Source organism: Cryobacterium algoritolerans, from assembly GCF_004402785.1.
GTDB lineage: Bacteria > Actinomycetota > Actinomycetes > Actinomycetales > Microbacteriaceae > Cryobacterium > Cryobacterium algoritolerans.
This window is the reverse complement of sequence record NZ_SOFP01000005.1, coordinates 36,491-51,609: the sequence shown is the minus strand read 5'-3', so window position 1 is coordinate 51,609 and position 15,119 is coordinate 36,491. Positions and strand designations below refer to the sequence as shown.

At 68.0% G+C, this 15,119-nt stretch carries 14 protein-coding genes; 5 read left to right on the top strand and 9 right to left on the bottom strand.

Translation table 11 applies throughout. The features are described 5' to 3' along the window. Positions 1-26 precede the first annotated feature (26 nt). Complete coding sequence (locus E3O19_RS00400; RefSeq protein WP_134564663.1) at positions 27-1,064, bottom strand: FHA domain-containing protein; 1,038 nt, start codon at positions 1,062-1,064, stop codon at positions 27-29. A 233-nt stretch (positions 1,065-1,297) separates the two neighbouring features. On the opposite strand from E3O19_RS00400, the gene E3O19_RS00395 reads away from it, so the two are divergent. After that, entirely contained in the window at positions 1,298-1,780 is a 483-nt protein-coding gene (locus E3O19_RS00395; RefSeq protein WP_134564662.1) for an Lrp/AsnC family transcriptional regulator, read from the top strand. Positions 1,781-1,783: 3 nt separating this feature from the next. Further along, entirely contained in the window at positions 1,784-3,232 is a 1,449-nt protein-coding gene (locus E3O19_RS00390; RefSeq protein ID WP_134564661.1) for an aspartate aminotransferase family protein, read from the top strand. Between the two features lie 21 nt (positions 3,233-3,253). On the opposite strand, the gene E3O19_RS00385 is transcribed toward E3O19_RS00390, so the two are convergent. Then, a complete protein-coding gene (locus tag E3O19_RS00385; protein WP_134564660.1) occupies positions 3,254-4,483 on the bottom strand; it encodes a DUF4192 domain-containing protein in 1,230 nt (409 codons plus the stop codon). Positions 4,484-4,671: 188 nt separating this feature from the next. Here E3O19_RS00385 and E3O19_RS00380 point away from each other — a divergent pair, with 188 nt between their 5' ends. Together E3O19_RS00380 and E3O19_RS00375 are read left to right on the top strand one after the other, a co-directional pair. Next, complete coding sequence (locus E3O19_RS00380; RefSeq protein ID WP_134564659.1) at positions 4,672-5,853, top strand: MarP family serine protease; 1,182 nt, start codon at positions 4,672-4,674, stop codon at positions 5,851-5,853. Between the two features lie 80 nt (positions 5,854-5,933). Next, on the top strand, positions 5,934-6,683 hold the full coding sequence (locus tag E3O19_RS00375; protein ID WP_134564658.1) for an RNase H family protein: 750 nt from the start codon (positions 5,934-5,936) through the stop codon (positions 6,681-6,683). A 2-nt stretch (positions 6,684-6,685) separates the two neighbouring features. Here the strand turns inward: E3O19_RS00375 and E3O19_RS00370 are convergent, their stop codons facing one another. After that, complete coding sequence (locus E3O19_RS00370; protein WP_134564657.1) at positions 6,686-8,158, bottom strand: sugar porter family MFS transporter; 1,473 nt, start codon at positions 8,156-8,158, stop codon at positions 6,686-6,688. Between the two features lie 145 nt (positions 8,159-8,303). Between E3O19_RS00370 and E3O19_RS00365 the strand changes: the two genes are divergently transcribed. Continuing rightward, positions 8,304-9,125 (top strand): DUF429 domain-containing protein, encoded by an 822-nt coding sequence (locus E3O19_RS00365; protein ID WP_134564656.1) that lies wholly within the window; start codon positions 8,304-8,306, stop codon positions 9,123-9,125. 47 nt (positions 9,126-9,172) lie between these two features. On the opposite strand, the gene E3O19_RS00360 is transcribed toward E3O19_RS00365, so the two are convergent. The 6 genes from E3O19_RS00360 to E3O19_RS17565 all read right to left on the bottom strand — a co-directional run bounded on the left by E3O19_RS00360 (position 9,173) and on the right by E3O19_RS17565 (position 15,031). After that, positions 9,173-10,126: a Pvc16 family protein gene (locus tag E3O19_RS00360; RefSeq protein ID WP_134564655.1), complete on the bottom strand. Its 954-nt coding sequence runs from the start codon at positions 10,124-10,126 to the stop codon at positions 9,173-9,175. Between the two features lie 78 nt (positions 10,127-10,204). After that, positions 10,205-11,056 (bottom strand): amino acid ABC transporter ATP-binding protein, encoded by an 852-nt coding sequence (locus tag E3O19_RS00355; protein ID WP_134564654.1) that lies wholly within the window; start codon positions 11,054-11,056, stop codon positions 10,205-10,207. After that, on the bottom strand, positions 11,053-12,036 hold the full coding sequence (locus E3O19_RS00350; RefSeq protein WP_134564653.1) for an amino acid ABC transporter permease: 984 nt from the start codon (positions 12,034-12,036) through the stop codon (positions 11,053-11,055). The genes E3O19_RS00355 and E3O19_RS00350 overlap by 4 nt, the downstream gene beginning before the upstream one ends. 4 nt (positions 12,037-12,040) lie before the next feature. Then, a complete protein-coding gene (locus E3O19_RS00345) occupies positions 12,041-12,976 on the bottom strand; it encodes an ABC transporter substrate-binding protein (RefSeq protein WP_134564652.1) in 936 nt (311 codons plus the stop codon). 82 nt (positions 12,977-13,058) lie between these two features. Continuing rightward, the gene (menC, locus tag E3O19_RS00340) at positions 13,059-14,168 is read right to left on the bottom strand and encodes an o-succinylbenzoate synthase (protein ID WP_134564651.1); all 1,110 of its coding nucleotides are present in this window, start codon (positions 14,166-14,168) and stop codon (positions 13,059-13,061) included. Continuing rightward, positions 14,165-15,031, bottom strand: coding sequence for a hypothetical protein (locus E3O19_RS17565; RefSeq protein ID WP_166804397.1), 867 nt, complete (start codon positions 15,029-15,031; stop codon positions 14,165-14,167). The genes menC and E3O19_RS17565 overlap by 4 nt, the downstream gene beginning before the upstream one ends. Positions 15,032-15,119: the final 88 nt, after the last annotated feature.

Here is a 15,119-nt window from a genome sequence, read left to right as displayed (position 1 = left end):
AAATTGGAGCGTGGACACGCAGCCGGCTAGTCGCCGCTCGCGGGGAGGATCTCGATGATATTACCGTCCCCGATGTCCAGTCTCGTACCGGGGAGCACGGCGAGGGACTGCCCGGAACCCAGCCGTTGCGGGCGTCGGCCGGCAAGCGTGACGATGGTGCCGTTCGTGGATCCGAGGTCGGTGACCACCACCGAGTCGCCGACCTGGCGGATGTCGAGATGAGTTCCTGACACGCCCGACGTCGGCGAAGCAATCTCGAACAGCCGCGGCGGCGGCACTTCGGCCACCCGGGCCGGACGCGGGTGCCGGCCCAGCCGGCACGCCGTGTCGAGCCTCACCTCCGTTCTGTCCGGCAGTCGCAGTCCATAAAACGCGCGCTCGGGAGCGCCCGCCCGTCCTGCCTGTCCTGCCTCGGCGGCCGCTTCGGCCGGAACGGGCGCAGGCCGCCGCCGCCGGGAGCCCTGAGGCGGCAGGATCACCGTGTCCTCCTGCATCCTCGGCAGGCGGAGCACGGTGTCCGCGTCGACGGCCGGAGGGCGCGGGGCCCGGATGATCGTCGCCTCCATGCTCTCGGGCTGATCCACGAGCGTCCAGAACAGGCGGCTCGCCGAGACGGTGCCGCCGAGAAACGGTCGTCCGGAGTCGAGCAGCCCGGCCGGCACGACTGCGCGCGCCGGGCCGCCTATCACGAGGCCGGTCACGGCCCGAAAATCGGCCAGCAACCACGGGCGGATGTCGCCGGCCGCGAAGCGCCGTGACCCACCCACCGAAAACACGTCGACCGCGATCTCGCCCCGGACTATCACCGACACCGGCACGCCGTCCTCGTCGGTGGGCTCCCGCTGCACGATCACGGCGAAGCTGTCGACCGCGCGATCGCCGCCGAGTGGCAGGAGCGCAACGAGCGCCTCGGCCTCGACTGTCGGTGCGCCGGTGAGGGCATCCAGCGCGGCAACGACCACGGCCGGAGTGGCCGCCGGAAGGGCGGCCAGGAATGCGCGCCCGACGACGAAGGACCACTCGGCCTCTTCCCCCGGCGCCACCAGGTACCCAACACGTGCCATGGAACCGGCCTTCCGTTCAGTGTCGGACCCGACTCAGTGTCCGACCCGTCTCATTCTCGGACCCGACTCGGTGTCCGGCACGTCTCATTCTCCGGCACGTCTCCTTGACCGGCATCCTGTCGAAGGCGGCAGGGCGACTGGCAATCCGGACTCAACTCTGGATTCCGCAGTTTTACACCCTTTTCGCTACGGAATCCCTTGCCGAATGGCAATCTCACTGGCATAATCGCTGAATGAGCGGAAACGGACGCGGTGCGGCAGCGAAGCCGACCCACCTGGACGAGGTGTCCAAGAAGATCATCGAGCAGCTGCAGGTCGACGGGCGACGCTCGTATGCGGAAATCGGGAAAGCAGTCGGCCTGAGCGAAGCGGCGGTGCGGCAGCGGGTGCAGAAACTCACCGAGGCCGGCGTCATGCAGGTGGTGGCCGTGACCGACCCGATGCAGCTGGGCTTCTACCGCCAGGCCATGATCGGCATCCGTGCCAGCGGCGACACCCGGATCCTGGCCGACAAGCTGGCGGCCATCCCGGCCGTCGATTACGTCGTACTCACCGCCGGCTCCTTCGACATCCTCGCCGAGGTCGTCTGCGAAGACGACGACGAGCTCATCGCCCTGCTCAACTCGCAGATCCGCGGCCTGGAGGGCGTCAACTCGACCGAGACCTTTGTCTATCTCAAACTCCACAAACAGCTCTACAACTGGGGAACACGGTAAAAAATGACTATCACTGCGCCTGACACCATCGAAACAGCGCCCGCCGAAGCATCGCCTCCCGTCTTCACAGCGGCCGAGAACGCGGCGATGCAGCAGAAGGCGAAAGACCACCTCTGGATGCATTTCTCCCGCCAGTCCGTGCTGGAGTCCGGCGCCGGGGTACCGATCATCACGAAGGGCCTCGGCCACCACATCTGGGACTCGCACGGCAAGAAGTACATCGACGGTCTGAGTGGCCTGTTCACCGTGAATGCGGGCCACGGCCGGAAGCGCCTCGCCGAGGTAGCGGCCAGGCAGGCGGAGGAACTGGCCTTCTTCCCGGTCTGGTCCTACGCGCACCCGAGCGCGATCGAATTGGCCGATCGACTGGCGTCCTACGCGCCCGGCGACCTCAACCGCGTGTTTTACTCCACCGGTGGCGGCGAAGCGGTCGAGACCGCCTTCAAACTGGCCAAGTACTACTGGAAATTGCAGGGCCGGCCGACCAAGCACAAGGTCATTTCCCGCAACGTCGCCTACCACGGCACGCCGCAGGGTGCCCTGGCAATCACCGGGATCCCGGCCATGAAGGAAATGTTCGAACCGGTCACCCCCGGCGGTTTCCGGGTGCCGAACACCAACTTCTACCGCGCGGACGAGATGGGCTCCGGCTTCGGCGACGACGTGGAGAAGTTCGGCCTCTGGGCCGCAAACCGGATCGAGGAAATGATCCAGTTCGAGGGCCCGGAGACGGTCGCCGCCGTGTTCCTGGAGCCCGTGCAGAACTCGGGCGGATGCTTCCCGCCACCCCCCGGCTATTTCAAGCGGGTCCGTGAAATCTGCGACCAGTACGACGTACTGCTCGTCGCGGACGAGGTCATCACCGCCTTCGGCCGGATCGGAAACATGTTCGCCTCCACCACCTTCGGGATCGAGCCAGACATGATCACCTGCGCCAAAGGCATGACGAGCGGGTACTCGCCGATCGGCGCGACCATCGTGAGCGACCGCATCTACGAGCCGTTCAAGCACGGCGACACCACTTTCTATCATGGCTACACTTTCGGCGGCCACCCGGTGTCCTCGGCGGTGGCACTGGCCAACCTTGACATTTTCGAGGAGGAGAAGCTCAACGAGAACGTGCGAGAGAACTCGCCCGTCTTCCGTGCCGAGCTCGAGAAGCTCCTCGATCTGCCGATCGTGGGCGATGTGCGCGGCGAGGGCTACTTCTTCGGCATCGAGCTGGTCAAGGACAAGGCCACCAAGGAGACCTTCACCGACGCCGAGTCGGAGAGGCTGCTGCGCGGCTACCTGTCCAAGGCGCTGTTCGAGGCCGGCCTGTATTGCCGGGCCGACGACCGAGGCGACCCGGTGGTGCAGCTCGCTCCCCCGCTGACCATCGGACCGGCCGAGTTCCGCGAGATCGGCGAGATCCTGCACGGGGTGTTGTCGGAGGCGCCGAAGTACCTCTAGCCCGGCCGGGCAGGCCGGCCCTCATTTAAGGCTCCGGCCGGACTCGTCGTCGCCAAGCCGTCGTTCCTCGTCGAACGGCACAGCGAACGCCCAGTCCGGCAGGTGCCCTGAAGAGATGAGCGTGTCCAGCAGGTCTGCCATGCCGTAGCGCGGGTCGACGGCCAGAGCGCGGTCGATGAAGATGCCGGCCACCGAACCGCGACCCATCGCCCAGGACAACCAGGCGAGCATGCAGTACGGGGCCGGCCTGGCGCTGCGAGGGGCCAGGGCGACCACGGTCAGCAGCAGCCGCACGGCCCGTTCGATCCGATCGGGGTCTGGCCGCTCGGTCGTCAGCCCGAGCATCAGGTCGCTCGTCTGTTTCGCGTCGGGTTCGTCGTCGCCGTTCCGCTGCCGCTCGCCCCGCACGATGTCGTCCATGCTCGCGCCAGTGGCGCTCTGGATGGCCGCGTACCGCAGGTTGAGTGCGTGGGTGCGTGCGCCGACCGCCTCGCCGAACGCGAACTGCAGCATCATCTGGTCACGGCAGGCGGGGCCCTGCAGGAGGAAGAGCAGGGCCGCCACGTCATCAGGATCGAGGACGCCCGGATCCCAGTCCAGGGCCGCCTCCGCCGTGGCCACGGGATCGAAGATGTCGCCGACCATGGCGAGCAGCTCCGGAACGGTCTCAGCCTTCCCACCGAGTTTTCGGTAGCGAGCCAGCCGGCGGCCGATCCTCTCCCGGGCCGCGAGGTCGACCTGGGGCAGGTCGGCGCGGCTGCGCAGGCTGGCCAGGTGCCGGCGGGCCTCTGCCGGGATGGCCCGCTGCACCTCCGATCCGGCGATATCCGCCAACGGATGCCCACCGGCCGGGCAGGACGGGTCAAGGTAGGATCCCCAGCCGTCCGGCGCGACGCAGAGCGCGTCGAGCACCAGGAAGCCGGAGAGTTCCGCCCGCGCACACACGGTCTCGGCGAATCGCTTCGCAGGCAGCCCGGCCGCCGACGCGAACGTCAGCTCCGTGTAGACGACGGGCACGACAGCGTCCACCCCGGGAATCCGGCACAGTGTGCCGACCAGGGTGGACGCGATTCTCTGCAGCAGTGTGCGGGATGCGCCGGCCGCCGGCAGATTGAAGCGCATGGCCCCGCAGGTCCGGTTGCCACGGAACGCCACGAGGACCATGCTCCGTTCCGGCTGGAATCCGACGAGCTGGGGCACGAGCGCGAGGAAGTCATGCGCCTGCTTGGTCTTGACGATTGTATTGTTCATGCGGTAACCCTCGCCTTTTTCCCGCAGCGGCGATCCCCCGGCGATGCAGTCGGTGGAGAACCCGACCTCCCGAGTGCCTGTGGATGACTCCCGCGGTTGGTGCGTTACCACCGCGGCACCGTACTCTTGTTCAAGAGATGCGGCCGGTGGGGAAACGCACGACACCGACGAAAGCGCAGGGTCCACGAATGCCGGGTTCAACGATTGTTGACATCCTCCTGGTCCTGCTGCTGGTCAGCTATCTCGCCTCGGGCTTCCGCAGCGGCCTGATCGGCAGCCTCAGCAGCATCGCCGGACTCGTCATCGGTGGCATCGCTGCCTATTTCCTCGTCCCGCTGGTCGGCACCTGGGTTCCCGCCGCCGAATGGCGAACGGCCGCCACCCTCGCAGCGGCCGGGGTGCTCCTGGTCGGCGGCCTTTCCCTCGGCAGCTCGATCGGCCGGTCCCTGCGCCCGCACAGCGCCCGCACAAAGCTCCGACTGGCCGACCGGATGCTCGGCGCCGGCGCCGCCGTCGTCGCATCAGCCCTCGTCGTGTCGATGCTCGCGTTCAGCATCGGCGGGCTGGGCGTGCCGCTGCTCTCTCCCGCCATCGCCTCCTCCGGCGTGATCAGGTCGATCGACTCCCTGACGCCCGACCCCCTGAAGTCGTTCCTCGCCCAGCTGCGCTCCGTCGTCGTCAGCGAAGCGCTCCCCCGGGTGGTCGAGGCCTTCAACGGGCCGGTCCCGACGATCCCGCTCATCTCTTCCGAGAGCCCCGCACTCCTGTCGGCCCGGCAGTCCGTGATGAAGATCACCGGAACCGCGTACGCCTGCGGCCAGAACCAGTCCGGCAGCGGTTTCGTCATCGCCCCGGACCGCGTGCTCACCAACGCCCACGTCGTCGCCGGCGTGACCGAACCCGTCGTCGTGACGCCGGGCGGCAACGCCAGGCCGGGCCAGGTCGTCTACTTCGACCCGGTCGTCGACCTGGCGGTCATCGCCGTGAGCGGCCTCTCAGTCCCGGCCCTCGAGCTCGGCCCCAACCTCGCCCCGGGGAGCCGGGCCGTCAGCGACGGGTACCCGTACGGCGGCCCGTTCGACTCCGGGCCGGCCCAGGTCGTCGCCGTGGCACCGGCGCTCGTCGCCGACATCTACGGCCGGGAACCGGCGCAGCGGCAGCTCTACACCCTCGCCGCGGACGTGCAGCACGGCGAATCCGGGGGGCCGCTCCTGAGCGACGCCGGCCAGGTGGCCGGGGTCATCTTCGCCAAGTCCACCGTCACGAGCAATCTTGGTTATGCGCTCGCGATGGAGGAAGTCGACCCGGTCGCCTCCCAGGCGGCGGCACTGTCGGCCCCGGTCTCCTCCGGGGACTGTATCCAGGGCTAGCGGCCGTTCCTGCGGGGTCACCCTCGTCCCGGTGGCAAAATAGACAGGTCCCCGTTCCGGGACCAGACGAAAGGCCAGCCATGACCATCATCGCCGCCGCCGACGGCTCCGCCCTCGGCAACCCCGGCCCGGCCGGATGGGCGTGGTACGTCAGCGACTTCTGCTGGGGGGCAGGCGGGTGGGCGCACGCCACCAACAACCAGGGCGAGCTCAGGGCTGTGCTGGAGCTGTTCCGGGCGACCGCGCACCTTGATGACGACCTTCTGGTGCTCTGCGACAGCCAGTATGTGATCAACTCGGTGACGAAGTGGATGCGCGGCTGGAAGGCCAAGGGCTGGCGCAAGGCCGACGGTAGACCCGTGCTGAACCTCGAGCTGCTCCAGGAGATCGACGCCGCGCTCGTCGGCCGCCGGTACCGGTTCGAATGGGTCAAGGGGCACGCGAATCATCCGCTGAACGAGGCCGCGGACAGCCGCGCCCGCGCCGTCTCTGAGGCGTTCCAGAGCAAGGTCCCGTTCAAGCCCGGCCCAGGGTGGGTGCGAACCGGCGCTCTGCTGCCGGCCACCGAGGCCTCATCCGTCGTCGTTCGCAGCGCGCCCCCGCGCCGAGGATCGACGGCCTCGCCCGCTGCCCCGCCTCCGGCCTCGGAGCCCGCCGCCCGCTCGGTACATCCCGAACTCTTCTCCTTCGACTCCGCCGCCACCGAGCCGGCTGCCGCACCTGGTCGCACGATCTCGCTGGCGCTCTCCGTCGACGAGCACGCGCGCCTGGCCGAACGTGCCGACCGCCTCGGGGTGAGCTCGGAGGAACTGCTGCGCGGCCTGATCTAAGGTCAGGTCCTGACCGGCACCTTCTCCGCAGCGAGCCTCGCCGCCGCCTTCTTCGCCGCGTTCTTCGGCGGCAGCAGCGTGTTCGCCTCGTCGAGTGACATCCCGTTCGTTTCCGGGATCTTGGTCAGCACGAAGACGAACGACAAGGCCGCGAACAGTGCGTACATGCCGTAGGTCAACGGCAGCGACACCGCCGCCAACAGCGGGAAGGTGACGGCAACCAGGAAGTTGGCAACCCACTGGGCCGCGGCCGCGATTCCGAGCGCCCTCACCCGGATGGTGTTCGGGAAGATTTCGCCGAGCAGTACCCAGACCACCGGACCCCACGATGCGCCGAAGGCGATGACGAACACGTTCGCGGCGACAAGAGCGATCGGACCCCAGGCGCCGGGCAGGCTGAGGTCGCCGTTCACGGTGACGGCCTGGCTGAACGCGACGGCCATGGTGGTCAGCGACAGGGTCATCCCGATCGATCCAGTCATCAGGATCGGCCGGCGGCCGATCCGGTCGATCAGGGCGATCGCGATGAAGGTGACCAGGATGTTGGTGAGCCCGGTGAACACGGAGATGGTCAGGGAGCTGGACTCCTCGAAGCCGACCGCCTTCCACAGAGTGGTCGAGTAGAAGAAGATCACGTTGATGCCGACGAACTGCTGGAAGACCGACAAGCCGATGCCAACCCAGACGATCGGTCGAAGGCCCATCGCCGAGCCGCGGAGCGAACCGGAGCGGGTCGCGCGCTTGTCGACCGCGATCGACGCCCTGATATCGCGGATCTCGCGGTCCACGTCGCCGTTCGGCCAGAGCTTCTCGAACACGGTGCGGGCCTCGTCCTCGCGCTCCTTCAGCACGAGGAAACGCGGCGACTCCGGCAAGACCCTGGCGATCACGAAGTACACGGCGGCGGGAAGGGCGCAGGCGAGGAACATCCACCGCCAGGCGTCGAGCCCGAACAGGGACGGTTCGCTGGCGCCGCCGGCGGAGTTGGCGAAGACCGCGTCGGAGAGCAGCGCCGAGAAGATTCCGACGGTGATGGCGAGCTGCTGGAGCGATCCCAGCCGGCCGCGCATCTGCCTGGGCGAGATTTCCGCGATGTACGCGGGAGCAACCACGGATGCGAGTCCGATTCCGAGCCCGCCGACGATCCGCCAGAGTACAAGGTCGAAGACGCCGAATGCGAAGGCCGATCCCACCGAGCTAATGAAGAACATAATAGAGCCGAGCAGCATGACGGGGATGCGACCGAACCGGTCGCCCACGCTTCCGCCGAGGTACGCCCCGGCCGCGGCGCCGAGTAGCGCGCTCGCCACGGCCAGGCCCGTCAGGGTCGCGTTGAGGGCGTACTCATCCTGAATGGCATTGACGGCGCCATTGATCACCGACGCGTCGAACCCGAAGAGGAATCCTCCGAAGGCCCCCGCGACAGCGAGCGCGATGACCTTTCCGTTCGTCGACGGTTGTAGTTTCTGGTTCATCACGCGGGCCCTCGGTTTCTGTTTGACAACCTCCCGAGGCTACGCCCGGCGGTGTCCGCCGGAAAAATCCGCAAATGCTAGCGGAAGCAGGGACCCTGGCGGAAGGCCCACTTCGGGTGTCAGCGGGTTGTGCTAGTCATGACGCATGACGCGATTCCTCGGAGTTGATCTAGCCTGGGCCGAAGGAACGGCCACCAAACCGGCCAACGAAACCGGCCTGGCCTGCATCGACGAAGACGGCCACGTCCTCGACGCCGGCTGGGCCAGAGGCACCCACGCCGTTCTCGCGTGGATCGACTCGATGTGGGAGCCGGGCGCCGTGCTTGCGATCGACGCTCCGCTGGTGGTCAACAACCCCGCCGGAATGCGGCTGTGCGAGCGGGAGACCGGCAATCGCTACGGCGGCTGGTTCGTCTCCGCGAACGCCTCCAACCTCGCCCGCCCCTGGCAGGGCGGAGTGTCGATCCGCCGCGGGCTCGAGGCCTCCGGCTGGACCTACACCGACGGCCTGTCGCCGGTGGACCCCGGCACTGCCAGTTTCTTCGAGTGCTACCCATACACGACCCTCGTCGGCGCCGAGGAGTTCGGCTACGACGATAAACGGCCCCGCTACAAGCGGATGGGGTCGTCCCTCCCTCCCGACCAGCGCCGCGCCGCCAGGGCGATCGTCTGCGACGACCTCATCCAACGGCTCTGGCGGCTCCAGACCGCGATGCCGCCTCTGGACCTGTCCACCCACCCGGTGTCAGATTCACTGGTCACCAGCCATTCCCCGCTGCTCGACCGGGCATACAAGCACCGGGAAGACCTGATCGACGCCCTGGTCAGCGCCTGGACCGCGTCGCTCTGGTGGCACCACGGCGTCGAGCGGAGCCAGGTGCTCGGCGCCGGCGACCAGGCGTCCGCCGACGGGCACCGGCCCACGATCATCGCACCGGCCAGGCCGCAACAGCGCCGGGCGCGCTGAAGCGCGGCCCGGCAACGGGCATCAACACTCGGGGCGCCGGCGGAGGCTCAACCGGCCGCTGCGGAGTCGGCCTGCCCCTCGGACGGAAAACGCACCTCGACCCTGGTCCTGTCGGCGAGCTCGTCGCCGGCCGAATCCCGCACCGCGATGATCACGACGCTCGGGGCCTGGCCGAGCAGGTCGAGCACCTGGCCGATCTCGACCTCGGAGTATGGGTCGTCCAGGTCGAGCACCTCCGGCCGCACGCCGAACAGGTCCTCGGCACCGTCGATCAGGAGCACCGCCCCGCGGTGCTCGGGCTGCTCGAACAGTTCGGTGAGCTTGCGCTCGGTTTCGTCCATGTCGTGGCCAACGATGGAGTCGAGCGGCACGGTCACGAGGGGCTTGCCCAACTCGTGCGCCACGGATGCCGCTGCGGCCGCCTTCGCCGCCGCATCCGTGCCGCTGAACACGGCGATCGCTCCCGCCCCGGCGAGCTGCACGACGTCGTGCACGGTGCCGACCACGGCGACCCGCTCGGCGGCGTCGAGGGTGAAGGAGGCCATCACCGCGAAAGACAACCGCAACGGCGCCCCGGAGGCCTGCCAGAGTGCGGTGAGCACCTCGGTGGTCAGGGGCGATGGGGTGAGCCAGACCTGGAGACTGTCCGCCGACCCGACCGGGACCGTGAGCACCGGGTGCCGCTCGATCGCGGCCCTGGCGGTGCCGAAGGCCCGGTGGCTGGCGGCATCCGTGTCTCCGTCCTCCGATGGGAAGGAGCTGACCAGGTAATGCAACTCGGCGATGACCCGGCTCGGGCCGTGCTGGGCGCTGCCCTCGCGGTAGCTGATCAGACTGTCGCTGTAGAGGAACAGGTTCACCGACGCCCCGGTCACACCGGACCTGGCCTCGCCGGGCGCCCGAGCGGTGGCCTGCAAGCCGACCGGCGGAGAGGCCAGGAGCTCCTGGAGCGCGATGGTGGTCGATGCGATCGCCTGGCCGTAGTTTGTCAGTGACGACATGACGACTCCGTCTTCTGGCCACGGTGAGCCCGCACCCAGTGTCACGGTACTCCGGGGAGGGTTCGAGGTCGACCCTCTCTACATCACGCTGTCCAGGAATGCCCTCGTTCGCGGACTCTGCGGGTCGTCGAGGACGGCCGCCGGCGGCCCCGATTCGACGACGACCCCACCGTCCATGAAGACCACCACGTCGGCGGCGCCCCTGGCGAAACCGATTTCGTGGGTCACGACGACCATGGTCATTCCGTCCGCGGCGAGGGTACGCATCACGTCCAGCACGTCGCCGACGAGTTCGGGATCCAGGGCGCTGGTCGGCTCATCGAAGAGGAGCAGCTGGGGATCCATTGCGAGCGCTCTGGCAATCGCGACGCGCTGCTGCTGCCCGCCGGAGAGTTGGGCCGGATACGACTGGGCCAGGCTGGCCAGGCCCACGCGGTCGAGCAGTTCGAGGCCGCGATCCTTTGCCTTCTGCTTGGAGATCCGGCGCACGCCTATCGGTGCGGCCGTGATGTTCTCGAGGGCGGTCATGTGCGGGAACAGGTTGAATCGCTGAAAGACCATGCCGATCCCCCGACGCTGCCTGGCAACCTCGCGGGGGTTCATCTCGAAGATGCGATCTTTGCGCTGGGCGTAGCCGACGAGCTCACCGCCGACCGAGATCCGGCCGCCGTCGATGCGCTCGAGGTGGTTGATGCAGCGCAGGAACGTGGACTTTCCCGAACCGGACGGACCGAGGAGGCACGTGACCTGGCCTGGGTTAACGGCAAGCGAGATGCCCTTCAGAACCGGGGTCCCGCCGTAGCTCTTGCGCACCTTGACTGCGTTGAGCAGCGGTTCGACCGTAACCCCCCGCACATCCAGCCCGGTCGCGGGAGTGGCGGTTGTCGCCCGTGAGGTCGCGTTGGAGGTGCCTGGGGTTGCTCCGGTCATGAGACGTCCTGACTGTCGGTGCGGTGGGTATTGATCGGGGTGCGCCGAAGGACCGCGCTGAGACGTTCGAACGGGGTGGGAGGCAGGCTCCTGGCCTTGCCGCGGCCGTAGAAACGCTCGAGGTAGTACTGCGGGATGGACAGCACGGAGGTGAGGAACAGGTACCAGCAGCTGACGACGAGGAGCAGTTCGACCTGGCGTAGGTTCTGCGAGGAGATCTGGGTGGCGACCGTGTAGAGCTCGAGCACCGCGATGACCGACAGCAGGGAGGTGTTCTTGAGCATCGAGATCGTCTCGTTGCCCATCGGCGGGATGATCACCCGCATCGCCTGCGGCAGGACCACCTTGAACAGGGTGAAGACCGGGCTCATCCCGACCGAATAGGCGGCCTCGTACTGGCCCTCGTCGACCGAGAGCATGCCGGAGCGCACGATCTCCGCCGAGTAGGCGGCCTGGTTGAGGGTGAGGGCGAGGAGCCCGGCGGTGAGGGCCGGGATCAGCGTGTTCGTGTCGATCGAGAAGATCGTGAAATCGGTGAACGGGATGCCCATCGAGATTTGCGAGTAGAGCAGCCCGAGATAGCCCCAGAAAACGATCTGGATCAGCAGGGGGGTGCCGCGGAACGCCCAGACGTAGAGCCAGGCGAGGGTGTTCATCACCGGGTTGTTCGAGAGTCGCATCACGGCAAGCAGCACCCCGAGCACGGAGGACACCAGCATGGCGACGACCGTGAGCATGATGGTGAGCAGGACTCCGCTGAGGATCCGGGGGTTGAAGATGAACTCGGTGATGGTGGGGTGGTTGATGTTCTCGTTCTGCCAGAGCGAGATGCCGAGGCTCACGAATCCGATCAGCAGAAAGACGGCCAGGATCCACCGCCACGGATGCCGCAGCGGCACGGCGACGATGTCATCTGGGTCGATCTCGAGCGCGAGACCGGCAGCTGCCCGGCCCTGGCCGGTCAGGGTTGCCTGCGGCATCCGGTCACGACCCGAGGTTGAGGCCGGCGGCGTCGACGGCGTAGTCGCCCATGTCGTACTTCTTCAGGATTTCCGCGTAGGAGCCGTCTGCCACGACCGCCTGCAACGCCAGCAGCAGGGCCTGGCTCAGCCCCGAGTCCTTCTTGAGCACGCCGATGCCGGTGAAGACCGGGTTGTAGCCTGCCGGGTTGGCCGGGTCGCGCACGACCTCGAACATCTTCCCGCCGCCCGCGGTCTGGGCTGCGTAGGAGGCGACGGCCGAATCGACGACGTCGGCGATGGCCTTCCCGGAGCGAACCGCCGTTTGCACGTCCGTCTCCAACGGGAGCTCGGCGATCTTCATTGGGCCGGGACCGGCCGCCGTGCAGTCGGCGTCGTAGCCGTGCAGGATCTCGGCCTGCACGGTTGCCTTCTGAACCGCGACGTCCTTGCCGCAGAGGTCGAGTACCGTGGCGATCCTGCCGGGGTTGCCCGCGGGCACGAGGATGGAGAACCCGGCGTGGAAGTAGTCGACGAAGTCGATCGTCTTCTGTCGCTCCGGGGTGTCATTCATCCCGGACATGATCACGTCGTGCTTACCGGACTGGAGCGAGGGGATGATGCTGTCGAAGGCCTGGGTCTGCAGTTCCATCGTCACGCCGAGCTTGGCGCCGATGGCCTGGGCGAGGTCGTAGTCGAACCCGGTGAGAACCTGGTTGTCGTCGAACATCTCCATCGGCGGGAACGGGATGTCGGAGGCGACCTTGATGGTGCCCGCATCCTTGTACTTCGCCGGCAGCGCCGCCGCCGCAGTAGCGTCGACCTCCGCGGCGGAGGGGGACGGCGCCTTCGCTGCTGGGGACGTGCCGGCGGCGGAACACGCCGCCAGCACGAGCGCCGCGGTAACCCCGATCGAGGCTGTCAGCAGAACGGACCGGCCGGTTCGTTTGTCAATGTTCATTCGTGCTCTCCTGACTGGGGTGGCGCGGGGTAGGGCGAAACTGATGCGGGTGAAGCAGTTGGGTGGCGAACCGGCCGACCTGCTAGAACCGGATGTCGGTCCTGGCGGTCGTGACGTCGGCGAGCACGTCGGGGAGAACGTCGACGCCGATGCCGGGGCCGGTGGGCACCCGCAGGTGACCGTCCTCGAGCACGAACGGGGCGGTGAGGTCCTGCGCGTAGTAGCGGTTGGAGGCGGAGGTGTCCCCCGGCAACACGAAGTTCGGCAGGCCGGCGAGTGCGACGTTCGCGGCCCGCCCGATGCCTGTTTCGAGCATGCCGCCGCACCAGACCGGTACCCCGTGGGCCGCCGCGACGTCGTGGATGCGCCTGGCCTCGAGGTAGCCGCCGACCCGGGCCGGCTTCACGTTGATGATGCTGCACGCGCCGAGAGTGATCGCGGCCGCCGCGTCGCGGGCGGACTCGATCGATTCGTCGAGGCAGATGGGGGTCCTGATCAGCCGGGCGAGGGCGGCGTGGCCGAGGATATCGTCCTCCTTCAGCGGCTGTTCCATCAGGAGCAGGTCGAAGGGGTCGAGGCGGGCGAGGTGTCGGGCATCCGCGAGGCTGTAGGCGGTGTTGGCGTCGACCTGTAACAGAATCTCGTCGCCGAAGCGCTCACGCACGGCGCGAACGGGCAAAAGGTCCCAGCCCGGTTCGATCTTCAGCTTGATCCGCAGGTAACCCTCGGCGAGGTAACCGGCGACCGCGTCGAGCAGTTCGTCCAACGAATCCATGATGCCCACCGAGACACCGGCCGGCACCGTGTCGTGCACGGCGCCGAGGTACCGGCCGAAAGACACTCCGGTCTCCTTGAGCTGGGCGTCGAGAACGGCCGTCTCGAGCACAGCCTTGGACATCGGGTGTCCCTTGACCGGGGCGAGTGCGGTGGCGACGTGTTCGGCGGTGAGCGCATCGCCGAGCGCCTGCAGCCGCGGCACGAGGTGGTCACGGATGACCAGGTCGGCCCCGTCGAGGAACTCGGAACTGTAGAGCGGGTCAGGTTCGGCGGCGCATTCCGCCCAGCCCTCCGCGTTGGCGGTGCTGACCCGCACGAGGGTGGTCTCGCGTTCCGTCGCCGTACCGAACGACGTGCGGAACGGGCTCACCAGCGGGAGCGTGACTCGGCGCAGTTCGATGTTTTCGATTCTCATTGCTGTCCCTTGGTTGCGAGCCGGTACCAGCCGGATCGGGTGACCCCGTGAGCGGCGAGCCCTGAGGCGAATGCCGTTGTGAGCAGTGTTCGGGTTGCGGCCCGCCAGGCGTCGGCCTCGTCGGGGTCCCCGACCCGGAGCGCGACGATGTCGGTCGGCACGCGGCACCAGGTCGACCCGGCAGCCTCGACCGTGTTGGGGTGGCCGTCCGGGCCCGTGCCGCGCACCTGGTCCGGGGTGATGGCCGGCAGTTCCGTGACGACGGGGAAGCCCTCGCTGCAGGCGACCGACTCCGTGCTCGTCAGGGGCCAGATCGCCACGAGCCGGTCGCTCTCGTCGTTCGCGTTGATCTCATCCGCCATGGGGCCGTAGAAGTCCTCGAGGTAGTCCTCCGCATGCGCGCCCAGTTTCGTCAGGTTGAACCGGGCGTTCCTGCTCACGAGCGGGTCGAAGGTCCAGGTCATCGTGTCGATTCCGCGGGCGAGCGCCCAGGCCCTCTGGTGCTGCTTGAGCGCGAAACCGACGCCGGCGTCGCCCAGGCCCGGCAGGACCCCGGCGATGAGCGAGTACATCCCGGCGGCACCCGGCGACACGATCGCCACGGCGGCGCCACAGAGCACACCTCCGTCGGTGTACGCCGCCGTGACGTTGCACCCGGCATGACTGATGCTCCGCAGCAGGTCGGTCGGGATCGGGGCGCTGTGCTGCGCGGTGCCCCACACCGTGACCAGCAGGGCCTCGACCTCACGGAGGCGCCCCAGCTCGGACTCGTCGACCACCCGCACCCCGGCGAGCGCCGCGGCACGTGCCTCGGCGCCCAGCGCCTGGCGGACGACGGGGCTGGCTTCGAGACTCTGCAACATTGTTCCAGTGTGGCCACCGGGAACGCCCGTGTCGTCGTCGTGCAGCATGAAGAACGGGTTCTTTCATTGTCGTACGGCACAATCGTCT